General features: G+C 43.6%; 16 protein-coding genes and 2 riboswitches. Of the genes, 12 read left to right on the forward strand and 4 right to left on the reverse strand.

Annotated features, from left to right (window positions below; genetic code table 11):
• Positions 1–11: 11 nt before the first annotated feature.
• Both ACZ9AO_RS01580 and ACZ9AO_RS01585 read left to right on the forward strand, forming a co-directional pair.
• Positions 12–1,439 carry an alanine/glycine:cation symporter family protein gene (locus ACZ9AO_RS01580; RefSeq protein ID WP_251539230.1) on the forward strand — a complete coding sequence of 476 codons (1,428 nt, stop codon included), beginning with the start codon at positions 12–14 and terminating at the stop codon, positions 1,437–1,439.
• A 166-nt stretch (positions 1,440–1,605) separates the two neighbouring features.
• Positions 1,606–1,818 carry a YozQ family protein gene (locus ACZ9AO_RS01585; RefSeq protein WP_476108296.1) on the forward strand — a complete coding sequence of 71 codons (213 nt, stop codon included), beginning with the start codon at positions 1,606–1,608 and terminating at the stop codon, positions 1,816–1,818.
• Positions 1,819–1,921: 103 nt separating this feature from the next.
• Here ACZ9AO_RS01585 and ACZ9AO_RS01590 read toward each other — a convergent pair whose 3' ends face one another.
• From ACZ9AO_RS01590 to ACZ9AO_RS01605, 4 genes are read right to left on the reverse strand one after another with little or no spacing between them, the layout of a single operon-like run.
• Positions 1,922–2,767, reverse strand: a complete 846-nt coding sequence (locus ACZ9AO_RS01590; RefSeq protein ID WP_336862465.1) for an energy-coupling factor ABC transporter ATP-binding protein — start codon at positions 2,765–2,767, stop codon at positions 1,922–1,924.
• A gap of 18 nt (positions 2,768–2,785) precedes the next feature.
• Complete coding sequence (cbiQ, locus tag ACZ9AO_RS01595) at positions 2,786–3,562, reverse strand: cobalt ECF transporter T component CbiQ (RefSeq protein ID WP_476108297.1); 777 nt, start codon at positions 3,560–3,562, stop codon at positions 2,786–2,788.
• On the reverse strand, positions 3,549–3,860 hold the full coding sequence (locus ACZ9AO_RS01600) for an energy-coupling factor ABC transporter substrate-binding protein (protein ID WP_076371496.1): 312 nt from the start codon (positions 3,858–3,860) through the stop codon (positions 3,549–3,551). The genes cbiQ and ACZ9AO_RS01600 overlap by 14 nt, the downstream gene beginning before the upstream one ends.
• A gap of 1 nt (position 3,861) precedes the next feature.
• Positions 3,862–4,605 carry an energy-coupling factor ABC transporter permease gene (locus tag ACZ9AO_RS01605; protein ID WP_048679235.1) on the reverse strand — a complete coding sequence of 248 codons (744 nt, stop codon included), beginning with the start codon at positions 4,603–4,605 and terminating at the stop codon, positions 3,862–3,864.
• Between the two features lie 175 nt (positions 4,606–4,780).
• A riboswitch (cobalamin riboswitch) is annotated at positions 4,781–4,976 on the reverse strand.
• Positions 4,977–5,177: 201 nt separating this feature from the next.
• Positions 5,178–5,367: riboswitch (cobalamin riboswitch) on the forward strand.
• Between the two features lie 151 nt (positions 5,368–5,518).
• Here ACZ9AO_RS01605 and ACZ9AO_RS01610 point away from each other — a divergent pair.
• From ACZ9AO_RS01610 to ACZ9AO_RS01655, 10 genes are read left to right on the forward strand one after another with little or no spacing between them, the layout of a single operon-like run.
• The gene (locus ACZ9AO_RS01610; RefSeq protein WP_048678453.1) at positions 5,519–5,887 is read left to right on the forward strand and encodes a (2Fe-2S) ferredoxin domain-containing protein; all 369 of its coding nucleotides are present in this window, start codon (positions 5,519–5,521) and stop codon (positions 5,885–5,887) included.
• A gap of 14 nt (positions 5,888–5,901) precedes the next feature.
• Positions 5,902–7,539, forward strand: coding sequence for a precorrin-3B C(17)-methyltransferase (cobJ, locus tag ACZ9AO_RS01615; RefSeq protein ID WP_048678454.1), 1,638 nt, complete (start codon positions 5,902–5,904; stop codon positions 7,537–7,539).
• An 18-nt stretch (positions 7,540–7,557) separates the two neighbouring features.
• Positions 7,558–8,502: a sirohydrochlorin chelatase gene (locus tag ACZ9AO_RS01620; protein WP_476108298.1), complete on the forward strand. Its 945-nt coding sequence runs from the start codon at positions 7,558–7,560 to the stop codon at positions 8,500–8,502.
• Positions 8,499–9,269, forward strand: coding sequence for a precorrin-6A reductase (gene cobK, locus ACZ9AO_RS01625; RefSeq protein ID WP_251539233.1), 771 nt, complete (start codon positions 8,499–8,501; stop codon positions 9,267–9,269). The genes ACZ9AO_RS01620 and cobK overlap by 4 nt, the downstream gene beginning before the upstream one ends.
• Positions 9,270–9,281: 12 nt before the next feature.
• A complete protein-coding gene (locus ACZ9AO_RS01630) occupies positions 9,282–9,929 on the forward strand; it encodes a precorrin-8X methylmutase (RefSeq protein ID WP_034312499.1) in 648 nt (215 codons plus the stop codon).
• A 5-nt stretch (positions 9,930–9,934) separates the two neighbouring features.
• Positions 9,935–11,047: a cobalt-precorrin-5B (C(1))-methyltransferase gene (locus tag ACZ9AO_RS01635; protein ID WP_476108299.1), complete on the forward strand. Its 1,113-nt coding sequence runs from the start codon at positions 9,935–9,937 to the stop codon at positions 11,045–11,047.
• Positions 11,031–12,245 (forward strand): precorrin-6y C5,15-methyltransferase (decarboxylating) subunit CbiE, encoded by a 1,215-nt coding sequence (gene cbiE / locus ACZ9AO_RS01640; protein WP_476108473.1) that lies wholly within the window; start codon positions 11,031–11,033, stop codon positions 12,243–12,245. The genes ACZ9AO_RS01635 and cbiE overlap by 17 nt, the downstream gene beginning before the upstream one ends.
• Complete coding sequence (cobI, locus tag ACZ9AO_RS01645) at positions 12,238–12,945, forward strand: precorrin-2 C(20)-methyltransferase (RefSeq protein ID WP_251539235.1); 708 nt, start codon at positions 12,238–12,240, stop codon at positions 12,943–12,945. The genes cbiE and cobI overlap by 8 nt, the downstream gene beginning before the upstream one ends.
• Positions 12,942–13,718 (forward strand): precorrin-4 C(11)-methyltransferase, encoded by a 777-nt coding sequence (gene cobM / locus ACZ9AO_RS01650; protein WP_251539237.1) that lies wholly within the window; start codon positions 12,942–12,944, stop codon positions 13,716–13,718. Before cobI ends, cobM begins: the two co-directional genes overlap by 4 nt.
• Complete coding sequence (locus tag ACZ9AO_RS01655) at positions 13,715–14,839, forward strand: cobalt-precorrin 5A hydrolase (protein ID WP_476108300.1); 1,125 nt, start codon at positions 13,715–13,717, stop codon at positions 14,837–14,839. Before cobM ends, ACZ9AO_RS01655 begins: the two co-directional genes overlap by 4 nt.
• Positions 14,840–14,842 lie beyond the last annotated feature (3 nt).

Below are 14,842 nucleotides of genomic sequence, written 5' to 3' on the forward strand. Positions count from 1 at the left end.
GGTTTGGTTTAATGGAGATGTTAGAAAAATTTATTAGTGGGACAAATGATGTGTTATGGTCTTCCATATTGATCATCATGTTGGTTGGATTGGGCCTTTATTTTACCGTCCGCACGAAATTTGTCCAATTCAGAATGGTAGGGGAAATGTTCAGGCTTTTGGGAGAAGGGGCTGCTGCGGATAAAAAAGGTGTTACATCCTTTCAGGCATTTTGCATAAGTACGGCATCGCGGGTAGGAACGGGTAACCTTGCGGGTGTTGCCATCGCAATCACGACGGGCGGACCTGGAGCCGTTTTCTGGATGTGGTTAATAGCGCTGATCGGGTCAGCTTCCGCATTCATTGAAAGTACACTTGCTCAAATCTATAAAGTCAAGGATGGGGATGCATTCCGCGGCGGTCCAGCGTATTATATGGAAAAGGCATTGAATGCCCGTTGGATGGGCATCACTTTCGCTGTGTTGATTTCGCTTACATTTGGACTGGCCTTCAACTCGGTACAAGCCAATACGATTACGAGCGCATTCAACGAATCGTTTGGGATTGAAAAGTGGGTTACAGCAATCATCTTGGCTATGGTCACGGCTGTCATCATTTTTGGCGGGATCAAGATGGTTGCAAAGGTATCTGAAGTCATCGTTCCGATCATGGCAGGAGCCTATGTGATAGTGGCGTTGATTATCATCATCATGAACATTACTGAGTTACCTGGTGTTTTTGCATTGATCTTTGAAAGTGCATTCGATGGAATAAAAGAAGTGGCTGGCGGAGTACTGGGAGCTGCCATGATGCAGGGAATCAAGCGCGGCCTATTTTCAAATGAAGCCGGGATGGGTAGTGCACCAAATGCTGGTGCGACGGCTGATGTCAGTCATCCCGTCAAGCAAGGTCTCATTCAGTCACTAGGTGTTTTTGTCGATACTCTCATCATTTGCAGCTCGACAGCCTTCATCATTTTGTTTTCCGGTCTTTATACATCGAAGGAAACGGATGGAATCGTCCTTACCCAAAATGCCCTCGGAACGGCATTGGGATCTTGGGCAGGTATTTTCCTTGCCATTATCGTCCTGTTATTCGCCTTTAGCTCAATTGTGGGCAACTATTATTATGGAGAGTCGAACATTGGCTTCATCAATGAAAATAAGGTTTGGTTAAACATCTATCGCGTCGCAGTCGTAGGAATGGTGATATTCGGTTCACTTGCCTCACTGGACTTTGTTTGGGGACTGGCTGATATGCTTATGGCCCTTATGGCCATTATCAACCTAATCGCCATAGCATTACTAGGGAAAATTGCTTTTGCTGCACTGGCGGATTATCAAAAGCAAAAGAAAAGTGGGAAAAATCCAGTTTTCCATGTGAACAATATTAAAGGTTTGAAGAATGTGGAATGTTGGGGTGACCCATCCGATAATGTGGATGTGAAGAAGGAAGCCTAAATTCTCATTAAGCTTACAAGTAAGTCCGTGAAAGGGGTTTTTACTTGTAAGCTTTTTTGTCTTTTCCCTCCTTTTTTCATCATTATTGAATATTGCTTCGTTTTTTACACAAAATACCTTTGTCTTTAATACTGCAATGATGATTTAAAAACTAGGAGTGAAAAAAATGGATAGCAAGCAATCAAAAAATGAATCTTCAGAAGTTGCCGGGAGATTATATGATGTCAGCGATTATAAACGGGAAGATCCTTTATCTACTGGACTGGCTCGAACCCACGAACAAGTCTCGGATACTTATGCGGAAGGCGAGATAAAGGCAGTCATTGATGATGTAAATGGAAGAGATATTGAGATTACAAAAGAAAAGGAAGAAAAGTAATACTGGGATTTTTGTTTTTTAGGGAGGATTATCGCCCGCTATTTCTAAAATATATCGGTTAGATCCCCTAGCTTCAGGAAAGCAGAAGCTAGGGGATAATTAATTAATAAATCTTTTCTGTCTCCAAATTTTGAAGCAATTCTTCCTTCGTTCTTGGGAAAAGGTACCTTTCTGCAAGATTCCTTGATTGAAGAAGGGCTTGAAACATTTCAAAAACCCACGGTTTCTCCAGATGTGCCTGCAGCAAAACGTCTTCATCATGGAAAACGGAAACAGGGTCCCCTTGGTATATGACCTTACCATCGTTCATGACCACGACTTCATCAGCCCATTGGTAAGCCAAATTAACATCATGAGTTGAGAGGATTATCGTTTTGTCAGGGTGGTGAATACTGTCCAGCAGATTCATGATCTGTCTTGAGAAATAAGGATCCAATCCAGCGGTAGGCTCGTCCAGGAGCCAGACATCGGGTTCCATGGCAAGTACCCCTGCGATGGCGACCCGTTTTTTTTGCCCAAGGCTCAAAAAATGGGTAGGTCTATCTTTTAGTTCGGTTACTTCCGTTTCAGCCATTGCCCAATTTACTTTCTCCTGGACTGCAATTCTATCCCATCCTAAATTCATTGGTCCAAACGATATATCCTGTTGTACATTAGCGGAAAAGAGCTGAGAGTCGGGATCTTGAAAAACGATACCGACTTGCTTTCGTAATGATAATAATGCTTTCCGGTCATATTTCATTTTCTTGCCCTTAAATCTGATCCTTCCTGCAGTAGGTTGTAATAGACCATTTAAATGGAGGAATAAAGTCGATTTGCCAGCACCATTATTGCCTAATAATGCAATTTTTTTACCTTGTTGGATCGTTAGCGAAAGTCCTTTTAAAGCGAAGGTCCCATCTGCGAATTGATGGGTGAGGCCTTCTATATGAAAAATATGCTCGTCCATTGTTGGGTTGCCTCCAATTTACAAATATCCATTAATAAGGATTAAGCTTCCTAGTATGACAATCGCGATCAGCCAATTGCGTGAGGAATAGGTGTAAGTATCCTCGATATAGGAAAGGTTCTCCTGATAGCCTCTTGCGTTCATGGCCATCGTCAACTGTCCAGAGCGCTGCAATACTCCTAAAAATAATGATGAAATTAGTAATCCGAGAGATCGAATGCCTTTCCTAAACGAACCATACCCCAGCCGTGAAGCTTGTGATTGGTGAATGGCCAAAGCCGTATCTAAAAAAATAAAGATGAATCGATAGGTCAATTCTATTAAATCGACCAATAACGAAGGCACTTTAAATTTTCGCAGCACGGATAGGATGACGGTAATGGGTGTAGTTAAGGTAAGGAAATATAAACAGCTGATGCTGCAGAATACGACAGTGATCAAATTGGCCACCGTACCAAAGCTGTCATCGCTGATGAATATTTGCCAATTCCCGATCTTCCAGGACCACCATATATTCGAAATCGAAGTGAATTTACCAGTGAAAGAAAAAAGGATGGTAATGGTTCCTGATAGTATAAAAAATCCTGGTAATAGAAGTAATTTAAGATAATAAGAAAGAGGGATTTTTGCCGCAAAAATGATTAAAGCGCTCATCACCGTAAAAGTGATGAGCGAAACGGCCATATCCCTTACCGTTAACGAAAACAGCAAAAGAGAGAGTGCAAAAACCATCTTTTCCAACGGATGTACATCCTTTAGCCCATTGAAATAGGCATATTTATCAATGAGTAACATGCTTCGATTTTTCGGGAATTTCTTGTTTGGTTTGCTTATTCCTTTGTCTCGTTACACCTATGAAATACCCAATGAAACCAGCTCCGATTGCAGCTTGCAGCGCAAATAATAAGCTTTCGGTTTCTGCACCTGGCGGCTCCCAAATACTGTTGAACCATGGCTTGTATTCCGGCTGGATCTTAGTGATGGCTTCCTCAGCTTCGCCGTCGGCACCGCCAAATTCCGTTCCTTGTTGGGTGATTAACGGTATGGTTGCAAGAATGACAACCAGGAAAAGCAGCAGTAAACTTTTTTTCATTTTAACGGGCCTCCTTAGATAAAACTCGCAGCAATTTCAATTCGCCTAGATTGTATTTTTTCAAGAAATTCATTACGACGACTGTCAATAACCCCTCACTGATGGCCAAGGGAATTTGGGTCAGGGCAAAAATCCCTGCAAATTTACTGAAAGAGGCCATGAATCCTCCTACCTCGGAAGGGAAAGCAAGAGCAAGTTGAACAGAAGTTACCACATAGGTGCCCAAATCCCCAAAAGCAGCTGCCAAGAATACGGCAAGTGAAAAAGACCACCCCAATTTAGTTGCGCCCTTGAAGACAAAGTAAGCAATGAACGGTCCGCAAACGGCCATGGAGAATGCATTGGCCCCTAATGTCGTCAAACCTCCGTGTGCCAGTAAAACAGCTTGAAATAACAGAACGATGGAGCCGACTACACTCATGGCCAATGGTCCGAATAGTATGGAACCTAAACCAACTCCGGTAGGGTGCGAAGAACTTCCCGTAACGGAAGGAATCTTTAGGGCCGATAATATAAATACAAATGCGCCCGATAGGCCTAGTATCATTTTTGTTTCTGGGTTTTCCCTTACTTTGGACCTAATGGACCGGTACCCCAGGATTAAAAATGGAAGCGACACGGCCCACCAGAATATAGCCCATTCTATGGGTAAAAAGCCCTCCATGATATGCATGGCCAATGCCCGTTTCGGGACAAAAAGCAGTAAAATGACAAAATAAATAATTTTCCAATTGGTTCTTTTCATTCTTTCTCCTTTCAACACTTTTAATTGTTCTGATCAATCTTGAGAAGAAAAGCGGCGCCCAAACTAAAAAGCACTTCTCTCAAAGGAAAGAAGTGCGTAATGAACAGGAATTTTGCAACATGAACCAACCTTGGGCCATTCTGCCTGATCCGCACGCCCATCCTCGTAGGCTGAAACAGTTTCACGCTTCATGGCAGGTCTCCTGGCTTTGGTTCATCATCCCATTACATCCTTCCCATCTCATTTGACAGTGGATTAAAGTTAAAGTAATGGAACTTCCCTTTACAGTGGCGGGACCGCTCCGGATTTTCACCGGCTTCCCTTTTAAGCTGAATTCCGAGAAATTCAACACCATGAAACTTATGTAATTATTTAGAAAATTCTCGTATAGTGTACCATAAAGAAATAATTCCAGCTACACTATCTTTTTTTTTGGGTCGAAGTTTGTTGCGAGGAAAGGATTGTAACTGGTTTTACACGTTTAAACTTTTCTAAACAGTCGGAATAAACTATTGAATTTTGACAAAGTTGTTATATGATAGATTAAGTTAGTTGGAAATGTATAATAAAACCAAATATTTCATTTTAAAAGTGCCCTTGTATGAATAATCAAGGGATAATAGGGAAATCGGTGAAAATCCGATGCAGCCCCCGCTACTGTAAACGCTGATGAAATTGTCGATAGCCACTGGCATGATGCCGGGAAGGGACAAAGTAAAATGAAGCGTAAGCCAGGAAACCTGCTTTTAAAATTGCATGATACTTTTCGGAGGGAAAGGTAGAAGGACTATGACGATTTTGGGAGGATTTGGCAAGCTTGCCTTTGGCTCCTCATTCATATAGTTTTTTTAAACCTTGACTCTTATGTTAAGGTTTTTTATTTTGCCTTTTCCCTGAACTCAGGAGGAAGAAGATGACTACTTGGAACTTGACGGGTACAAATACGCATCTGTTGATTTGTAATGGGAGCAGCTGCATGAAAAAGGGCGGGGAAGAAGTAACCCAAGCGATTCGCGATGAAATTGCTTCAAAAGGACTGGATCTGAAAATCCATACAACGAGGACACGCTGTAACGGGAGATGTAAGGATGCCTGCGTAGTTATTGCCTATCCCCAAGGAAACTGGTATCGAGTGGAAACGCCTGATTTCGGTCGGCAGATCGTCAGTAATATCGATGATGGTGAGTTTGTTCCACAGATGATCTATCAATACAAAGACGGGGAAATGACCCCTAATCCAGATTTTCCTGCTCATACGGGTATTTCAAAGAACAAAGCGTAAAAGGAGATGTCTTAATGAGTACAAACGGTAAATTATTCGTCGTGGGCTTTGGGCCCGGGAATTTTGAACACATTACCAAACGTGCCGTCGAAGCCCTTCAAGAAAGTGACTACATCATTGGTTATAAAACTTATGTTGAACTCATTCAGGGACTGCTAACAGATCAAACGATCATTAGTACGGGGATGACCGAAGAGGTATCACGTGCACAGGAAGCGGTGAAACAAGCGGAGCTGGGAAAGAAAGTGGCGGTGATTTCCAGTGGGGATGCCGGAGTTTACGGGATGGCAGGGTTGGTCTATGAAGTATTGATTGAAAAAGGCTGGAAAGAAGAAACTGGAGTGGGCATTGAAGTCATTCCTGGCATCTCAGCAATCAACTCATGTGCGTCTTTACTTGGGGCGCCTGTCATGCACGATTCGTGTACGATCAGCCTCAGTGATCATTTAACTCCTTGGGAACTGATCGCTAAAAGGGTTGAAGCAGCTGCAATGGCAGACTTTGTCATTGCACTGTATAATCCGCGCAGCGGCAGGCGGACCCGGCAAATTGTTGAAACACAGAAAATTCTCCTTCGCTACCGCTCGCCGGATACACCTGTCGGGTTGGTGAAAAGTGCTTATCGCGATAGGCAGGATATTGTCATTACCAATTTGAAGGATATGTTGAATCACGATATTGGAATGTTGACCACCGTCATTATCGGTAATTCATCCACCTTTTTATATGACGACAAAATCATCACACCAAGAGGCTATCAAAGAAAATATACGTTGAATTCGGAAAAGCAAACTTTGAAGCCGCATCAGCGACTGCAAAAAGAAGCGGAACCGTGGGCATTAGATCAAGAAGCCTTACCCGAGTCCGCTGGAGGAGTTGGCTTACTTACAAAAGCACCTGAAAAGAAGCAAGCTTCCTTCGAAATGGCAATGGAGGCCCTGTCAAGAGTCAAGGGTCAAGCCGTTCAGCAATCCATTAAGCCGGTTGTTCAGCAAAAAATGGAGTCGGTGTTCGAACTTGCCGTTAGTCCAGGTGTGGCGAATAAACAATTCACTCCCAAACAAATGATGACACTTGCGGAAGTTGTCGGGGAAAAGGGAACGATGGAATACACGCCAAATCATAAAATCGTCTTAAAGATTCCGACAACGGATCCGGAAGTCATTACGGGGAAATTGCAATCAGCAAACTTTCTTTTGTCGCCGATTGGAGATGTACTGACATTAAAAGCCTGTGATTTCTGTGATGGTGAAAAAGCGGAATCCATTCCTTATGCGGACGAAATACACCGGGTGCTTGGCGGAATGAGCATGCCCAAGGAACTGAACATCGGCTTTAATGGGTGTGGGATGGCTTGTTATAGTGCTGTGATGGATGATATCGGGATTGTCTTCCGAAAAGGGAAGTTCGACTTATTTCTTGGAGCTAAACCGGTTGGAAGAACAGCCCATCCGGGTCAGCCGGTAGCGGAAGGCATTGAACCGGAACAGCTTGTAGAACTGATCACGGACATTGTCGGCGAGTATAAGCAAAATGCCCATCCAAATGAGCGGCTTTTTAAATACTTCAAACGTTCGAAAAAGATACAGAATTTTTCTTATCAGGACATCGCTCCCAAAATAAACATAGAGCCTGCGCCTTGTGAAGACTAATCAAGAGGGGGAAAGTAAATGAAAGCAGTTTTGTTCGTAGGACACGGAAGCCGGTTGGCTTCGGGAAATGAAGAAGTCCGTCATTTTATTGAAAATATGATTCCGGCAATGGACGGGCGTTTCCTAGTGGAAACGTGCTTCTTGGAATTTGCGGCACCGAATATATCCAAAGGAATTGATAATTGTGTAAAACGAGGGGCTACTGAAGTTATCGTCATACCGATCATTTTGTTGCATGCAGGACATTCGAAATTACATATCCCAGCTGAAATAGAGGATGGGAAAACCAAGTATCCAGAAGTGAAATTCACATATGGCCAAACGATCGGGGTCCACCATGATGTATTGACGATCCTGACAGACCGTCTTGAGGAAGCGGGATTCGATACGACCTCTGAACATTCAGAGACAGCGATATTGCTAATTGGCCGAGGCGGCAGTGATGCTGATGCAAATAGTGATATATTTAAAATTTCACGATTATTATGGGAAAAATTAAACGTTAAATGGGTCGAAACAGCCTTCATGGGTGTAACGGACCCTCACGTTGATGAAGGTATTGAACGATGCATCCGCTTAGGGGCAAAAAAAATAGTGATGCTGCCATATTTCCTCTTCACTGGGGTGTTGATGGAAAGAATGGAGGATATGCTGAAAGGCTATCAAGAGCAATATCATGATCGAGAATTCATATTGGCAAAGTATTTTGGATATCATCCAACCTTACAGAACATTCTGCAAGAACGAGTAATTGAAGCCAGTGAAGGCAAATCAAGCGGGGCGCGTGATTTGGAAAACTATCGTAAACATGTCGAGGAACATGGACATGCTCACCATCATCACCATCACGACCACGACCATGATCACGACCACGACCATGATCACCATCACGACCATGATCACCATCACGACCATGATCATCACCACGATCATGATGGGCAAGCGGTGGGGACATCAAAATGATTTTGTTCTTGGCGGGTACAAGTGATGCAAGGGAATTAGCGATTGAGATGCAGCAGGTTGGGTTCAAGGTTTTGGCAACTGTTGTAACCGAATCGGCGGCCAAGAGTTTGCAGGATGCAGGGATATCCACCCGGATTGGCCGATTATCTGCAGATGATATGACATCTTTAATCTCTGCAAAAGGTTTTCAGGCTGTAGTCGATGCAAGTCACCCATTTGCCGAAGAAGCATCCAAAAACGCCCTTATTGGAGCAAAGGCAGCAAATGTTCCTTATATTCGTTATGAGCGTGAAAGTCAACGGTTTCAGAATGATAAATTGATAGTTGTCCGTGATTATGAGGAAGCTGCCAAGCTTGCCGCAGAAAAACGGGGAGTCATCATGCTCACGACCGGAAGTAAAACCCTAGCCGTGTTTGCAAAAGAATTGGTGGGGCTCGAGAATACCAGAGTCATAGCGAGAATGCTGCCACGAATGGACAATATGGAAAAATGTGCGCAGTTGGGCATTGAACAAAAAAATATCGTTGCGATTCAAGGGCCATTTTCCAAAGAATTAAATAAAGCTCTATATGAACAGTATGGGGTCACATTGATGATAACGAAAGAAAGTGGCAAGGTCGGTGCGGTTGATGAGAAATTGGAAGCCGCGTTGGAATGTGGAATAGAGACGATCATGATATCACGACCGGATGTTGATTATCAAAATGTTCATTCCAGTTTTAATCATGTCATTGCCGAGTTGAATAAACAGCTAATTGAAAAATAGGAGGAATGCAAGATGGATTTTAAAACAGATTTTAAACCACTAACGGTAGACCCTGACAAAATATATGATTATAGCTTTTCAATCATTGCTGAAGAAATGGGCAATCATGATTTTTCTGAAGATGAATGGAAGATCGTCCGCAGGGTCATTCATGCTTCAGCGGATTTTGAATTGGGAAGAAGTGTCATCATCCATCCAAATGCCATTCAAGCTGGTGTGGAAGCCATTCGCAAAGGAAGGCATGTCATTGCTGATGTGCAAATGATCGAGAGCGGTACAGGCAAAAAAAGATTTCAAAAACACGGCGGGGACGTTCATTGCTATATTTCAGATCCGGATGTGATGGTCGAAGCAAAACGTTTGAATACGACAAGGGCAATCATTTCGATGCAAAAAGCCGTAAAGGAAAATGAAGGGGGCATTTATGCCATTGGCAATGCACCTACCGCTTTACTTGAGCTCATTCGCCTTATTAAAGAAGGGATTGCAAAACCGGACTTAATTATTGGAATGCCTGTTGGGTTTGTTTCTGCAGCAGAATCGAAAGAGGAACTCGCTAAGATCACAGAAGTTCCATTCATTACGAATATTGGACGAAAAGGTGGAAGTACTGTCACTGTTGCCGCATTGAACGCGATTTCCCTTTTAGCTGATAGTTAAAAAACATGGAAAAGAAAGTGAAAAAAGACCCCTCACAAATGCGTCATGGATATACGACGGGAGCATGTTCGACAGCCGTGACCAAAGCGGCATTGACTGCATTGATCACGGGGGATGCACTAGAGGAGGCAACGATTTCCTTGCCAATTGGCCGAGATGCCACTTTCACTATTGAGAAATATGAAATATCGGAAAATGCGGTTAGTGCAGAAACGGTTAAAGATGCTGGAGATGATCCCGATGCCACACATCTGGCCCATATTATCTCTACTGTCAGCTGGTCCGATACACCTGGGATTATCCTGGATGGAGGGACCGGAGTTGGTCGTGTGACCAAACCCGGGCTTCCCGTTCCTGTAGGGGAAGCGGCTATTAATCCTGTACCGCGCAAAATGATTTTAACCACTGTGCAGCAAACATTGGAAGAATTTAAGATCAATAGAGGAGTGAAAGTCGTCATCTCCGTACCCGCAGGTGAAGAAATAGCGAAAAAGACATTAAATGGCCGCTTGGGGATTGTGGGAGGGATTTCCATTTTGGGAACAAGGGGCACTGTCGTCCCTTTTTCCAGTTCCGCCTATATGGCAAGTATCGTCCAGGCTATCAGTGTCGCCAAAGCGAGTGGGTGTGAGCACCTTGTCTTAACGACTGGCGGGCGCAGTGAAAAGTATGCAATGGGCCTACTTCCAGATTTACCTGAGGAAGCCTTTATTGAAATGGGTGATTTTGTAGGCTTCTCACTTAAGCAATGTAAGAGGCAGGGAATTAAAAAGGTCTCACTGGTCGGTATGATGGGTAAATTCTCCAAAGTGGCCCAAGGTGTGATGATGGTGCATTCAAAAAGTGCCCCGGTCGACTTCGGTTTTCTATCGGAAATAGCCCAAAGCGTTGGAGCCGATGATGACCTTGTTCTTGAAATCAAGAATGCAAACACAGCATCACAAGTCGGGGACATGATGTCAGCCATTAATAATTTTGATTTTTTTAATAAACTATGTGAATCTTGCTGTCACTCTGCGATAAACCAAGTGAAGGGCGGCATTGAAATGGAAACGGCGATTTATTCGTTGAAAGGACAATTACTGGGAAGGGCTGTTGGAATTGAGTCAATCGATTAAATTAATTGGGATAGGGGATAACGGTCAGGAAAGCTTACTGCCTCAATATGCCCAATGGATAGAAGAAAGTGAAGTGCTGGTCGGAGGTGAACGGATCTTATCCTTCTTTCCGAACTATTCTGGCAAGAAGATTGCCATAAAGGGCGGCTTAAAAAAGGTCGCGGAACAACTGCAGGATGAAACTCGTCCAACCGTTGTCTTAGCTTCCGGTGACCCATTGTTTTATGGAATGGGAGGCTATCTTTCCAGCAAAATCAACATGGAGGTTTACCCATATTTCAGTTCCATTCAGCTTGCTTTCGCAAAAATGGGGGAAAGCTGGCAAGATGCCTTCCTCGTCAGTATTCATGGCCGCAGTATGAAAGGGCTGGCCCAAAGGATTGATGGGAAAGCGAAAGTGGCCTTACTTACAGACAGTGAAAATAGTCCTGATCAACTGGCTAAATATCTCCTTTCGTTCGGAATGACTGAATACCGGGCATTTGTGGCTGAAAACCTTCAAGGAGAAGCCGAAAAATCTGGCTGGTATGAACTAGATGAAATGACGGAGCGGGAATTCTCTCCCTTGAATGTCGTCATTTTGAAAAGAAAATCAGAAGGTCCAAGCTGGTCCTTGGGGATAGAAGATGAAGAATTTTCGCAGCGTAAGCCGGACAAAGGCCTCATAACCAAAAAGGAAATTCGAGTATTGAGTCTGCATGCGTTGAATCTAAGGAAAAACAGCATAGTTTGGGATGTTGGGACGTGTACGGGATCAATGGCAATTGAAGCGGCCAAGCTTGCATCCGAAGGTCAAATCTTCGCAATTGAAAAAAATGAGCCTGATTTAGAAAACTGTTATCAAAACCAACGTAAATTCCGTACCGATATAACGGCGATTCATGGTAAAGCCCCGCAGGGATTGGAAACTTTTCCAGATCCTGATGCGATTTTCATTGGCGGGACCGGCGGCGAAATGGGAGAGCTGATCAATACTTGCTGCAAACGGCTTAAAGTTGACGGCAGGATCGTTCTAAATGCTGCGACGATTGAGAATCTTTACCGGGCTAATGAGGCATTTGCTGAAGCTGGTTTTCACACTTCCATCATGCATGCGCAAATCTCCAGAAGTAAGCCAATATTGGGAATGAACAGATTTGTACCGCTTAATCCGGTTTATATCATTACTGCACAACGAAAGGAAGACATGAATGAGTAATCTTGGTACATTATATGGCCTTGGCGTGGGCCCGGGCGATCCAGAACTTATTACGGTAAAGGCATTTCGCGTGATTCAGGAATCACCGGTCATTGCGTATCCAAAAAAAAGAAAAGGGAGTAAAAGCTACGCCCATCGCATTGTTGAAGTTTACATTCGTCCTGAAGAGAAGGATATGCTTGGCCTTGTTTTTCCGATGACGAAAGATCAAACGATCTTGGATCGGGAATGGAACGGAACGGTTGAAAAAGTTTGGCAAAAATTAAATGAAGGTAAAGATGTAGCTTTCGTTACGGAAGGCGATCCGCTTTTATATAGTACGTTCATACATATGATGAAATTGATGCAGGAGTTGCATCCCGAAGTCGAAATCAAGACGGTCCCGGGCATTTCTTCCTTTAATGGATCAGCGTCAAGGCTGGGCATCGCTTTGGCTGATGGTGATGATCATGTAGCGATTGTTCCTGCAAGGGATGATTATGAAGCGATGAAGAAGGCGATCGAGGATCATGATGCCGTGGTGTTCATCAAAGTGGCAAAGGTCATCGATTTAATGATTTCCGTTTTAAAAGATTTGGACTTACTTGAAAAGGCATCGGTCGTAACCAAAGTCACTTCCGATGAAGAAGTGATTTGGAAAGTGAGTGAATTGGAAGGACTCGAACTAGAATACTTAACATTGATGGTGGTGAGAAAATGAAGATATATATTGTAGGGGCCGGCCCGGGTGATCCGGATTTGATTACTGTAAAAGGATTGAACATTCTCCAAACGGCCGATGTGATTTTATATACGGATTCATTAGTGAATGAAGAATTGATTGCTAAGGCAAAACCCGATGCTGAGGTGCTAAAAACGGCTGGAATGCATTTGGAGGAAATTGTTGGGATCATGGTCGAGCGTGTTAAAGAAGGAAAGATGGTTGCCAGAATCCATACAGGGGATCCTGCCATGTACGGTGCAATCATGGAACAAATTGTCCTATTGAAGAAAGAGGGTATCGGTTATGAGGTGATTCCTGGCGTTAGTTCGGTGTTCGCCTCAGCAGCGGCAATAGGAGCAGAGCTGACTATCCCTGATTTAACCCAGACACTCATATTAACGAGGGCTGAAGGACGTACACCAGTTCCGGAATTTGAAAAATTACGTGATTTGGCTAGTCATCATTGTACGATTGCCCTTTTCTTGAGTGCGACCTTGACCAAAAAAATCGTTAAAGAACTCCAGGAAGCCGGTTGGAAGGATGATACACCGGTCGCAGTCATTCAACGGGCAACATGGCCGGACCAAAAAATTGTCCGTACCACGTTAGTGAACTTAGATGATGATATGCGTCAAAATGGTATCCGCAAGCACGCGATGATTTTGGCTGGATGGGCTTTGGACCCTGACATCCATGATAAAGATGAATACCGTTCCAAACTATATGATGCGAGTTTCACCCACGGTTTCAGAAAAGGTGTTAAACCATGATCATTGAATTGAAAGAAGCGGAACTTGCTCCCATTAAACGGTCCCACACTTATGCGATCGTAGCGATTACAAAGCATGGTGTCGAGCTGGCGCGAAAATTACATACCCTTTTTTCTAATTCCGACCTATATTACATGAGAAAGTTTGAAAAAGGGGACGAAGAGCACAAAAAGATCCAACTTTTTTCGGGCAGTGTCCGTATGCTATTGCCAGCTTTATTCAAGGAATATAAAGGAATCATACTAATTATTTCTCTCGGGGCAGTAGTCAGGATGATTGCACCCATTTTGAAGGATAAGAAAACGGATCCAGGTGTCGTAGTCATTGATGATAAAGGGGAAAATGTTATCAGTGTACTGTCAGGGCATCTGGGAGGGGCAAATGAACTGACAAAGGAAGTTGCTGCAGCCCTTGATGCAAGAGCTATAATCACAACGGCTTCGGATGTACAAAAAACGATTCCTGTCGACTTATTCGGCCAGCGCTTCGGCTGGATTTGGGATTCAGCAGAAAAATTGACGCCAGTAAGTGCTTCCGTAGTAAATGAAGAGCATGTTGCCGTTGTACAGGAATCAGGTGAACGGAACTGGTGGCATTATGATACGGCATTACCTGAACGAATTATCGTATACCCATCCATTGAAGAAGCGCTTCAAGCAAAGCCGCAAGCTGCTCTGGTTGTGACTCACCGCATGCTTAAGCAGTCGGAAAAGAGGATCCTGGAAAATGGAATCGTGTATCGTCCAAAGGTCATCGCCCTCGGTATCGGGTGCAATAGGGGAACGGAGGCTGCTGAAATTGAGCAGGTGATTGCAGAAACACTAGCCGATTTATCATTTTCATTAAAAAGCGTTAAGGCTATCTGTACAATTTCCTTGAAGAAAGACGAACTCGGCTTGATTGAAGTAGTTGAAAAATATGGCTGGGAATTCGTGCATTATGAACCCGAAGAGCTTAATCAAGCCAAAATCGAAGCGCCATCGGATACAGTATTTAAATACACGGGTGCATATGGTGTGAGTGAACCGGCTGTTAGGATTTATACTAAAGCTGAACAATTGGAGCTGGTTAAGAAAAAATCGGGGAACGTAACCATATCAGTTGGGATCATTCCTTTTTAAGGG

It is taken from the genome of Peribacillus sp. TE19612 (genome assembly GCF_056279465.1).

Excerpts from the sequence above, each read along its gene's own strand:
- ACZ9AO_RS01580 (WP_251539230.1), top strand. The coding sequence starts at position 12 with ATGGAGATGTTAGAAAAATTTATTAGTGGGACAAATGATGTGTTATGG.
- ACZ9AO_RS01585 (WP_476108296.1), top strand. The coding sequence starts at position 1,606 with ATGGATAGCAAGCAATCAAAAAATGAATCTTCAGAAGTTGCCGGGAGA.
- ACZ9AO_RS01590 (WP_336862465.1), bottom strand. The coding sequence starts at position 2,767 with ATGGACGAGCATATTTTTCATATAGAAGGCCTCACCCATCAATTCGCA.
- cbiQ (WP_476108297.1), bottom strand. The coding sequence starts at position 3,562 with ATGTTACTCATTGATAAATATGCCTATTTCAATGGGCTAAAGGATGTA.
- ACZ9AO_RS01600 (WP_076371496.1), bottom strand. The coding sequence starts at position 3,860 with ATGAAAAAAAGTTTACTGCTGCTTTTCCTGGTTGTCATTCTTGCAACC.
- ACZ9AO_RS01605 (WP_048679235.1), bottom strand. The coding sequence starts at position 4,605 with ATGAAAAGAACCAATTGGAAAATTATTTATTTTGTCATTTTACTGCTT.
- ACZ9AO_RS01610 (WP_048678453.1), top strand. The coding sequence starts at position 5,519 with ATGACTACTTGGAACTTGACGGGTACAAATACGCATCTGTTGATTTGT.
- cobJ (WP_048678454.1), top strand. The coding sequence starts at position 5,902 with ATGAGTACAAACGGTAAATTATTCGTCGTGGGCTTTGGGCCCGGGAAT.
- ACZ9AO_RS01620 (WP_476108298.1), top strand. The coding sequence starts at position 7,558 with ATGAAAGCAGTTTTGTTCGTAGGACACGGAAGCCGGTTGGCTTCGGGA.
- cobK (WP_251539233.1), top strand. The coding sequence starts at position 8,499 with ATGATTTTGTTCTTGGCGGGTACAAGTGATGCAAGGGAATTAGCGATT.
- ACZ9AO_RS01630 (WP_034312499.1), top strand. The coding sequence starts at position 9,282 with ATGGATTTTAAAACAGATTTTAAACCACTAACGGTAGACCCTGACAAA.
- ACZ9AO_RS01635 (WP_476108299.1), top strand. The coding sequence starts at position 9,935 with ATGGAAAAGAAAGTGAAAAAAGACCCCTCACAAATGCGTCATGGATAT.
- cobI (WP_251539235.1), top strand. The coding sequence starts at position 12,238 with ATGAGTAATCTTGGTACATTATATGGCCTTGGCGTGGGCCCGGGCGAT.
- cobM (WP_251539237.1), top strand. The coding sequence starts at position 12,942 with ATGAAGATATATATTGTAGGGGCCGGCCCGGGTGATCCGGATTTGATT.
- ACZ9AO_RS01655 (WP_476108300.1), top strand. The coding sequence starts at position 13,715 with ATGATCATTGAATTGAAAGAAGCGGAACTTGCTCCCATTAAACGGTCC.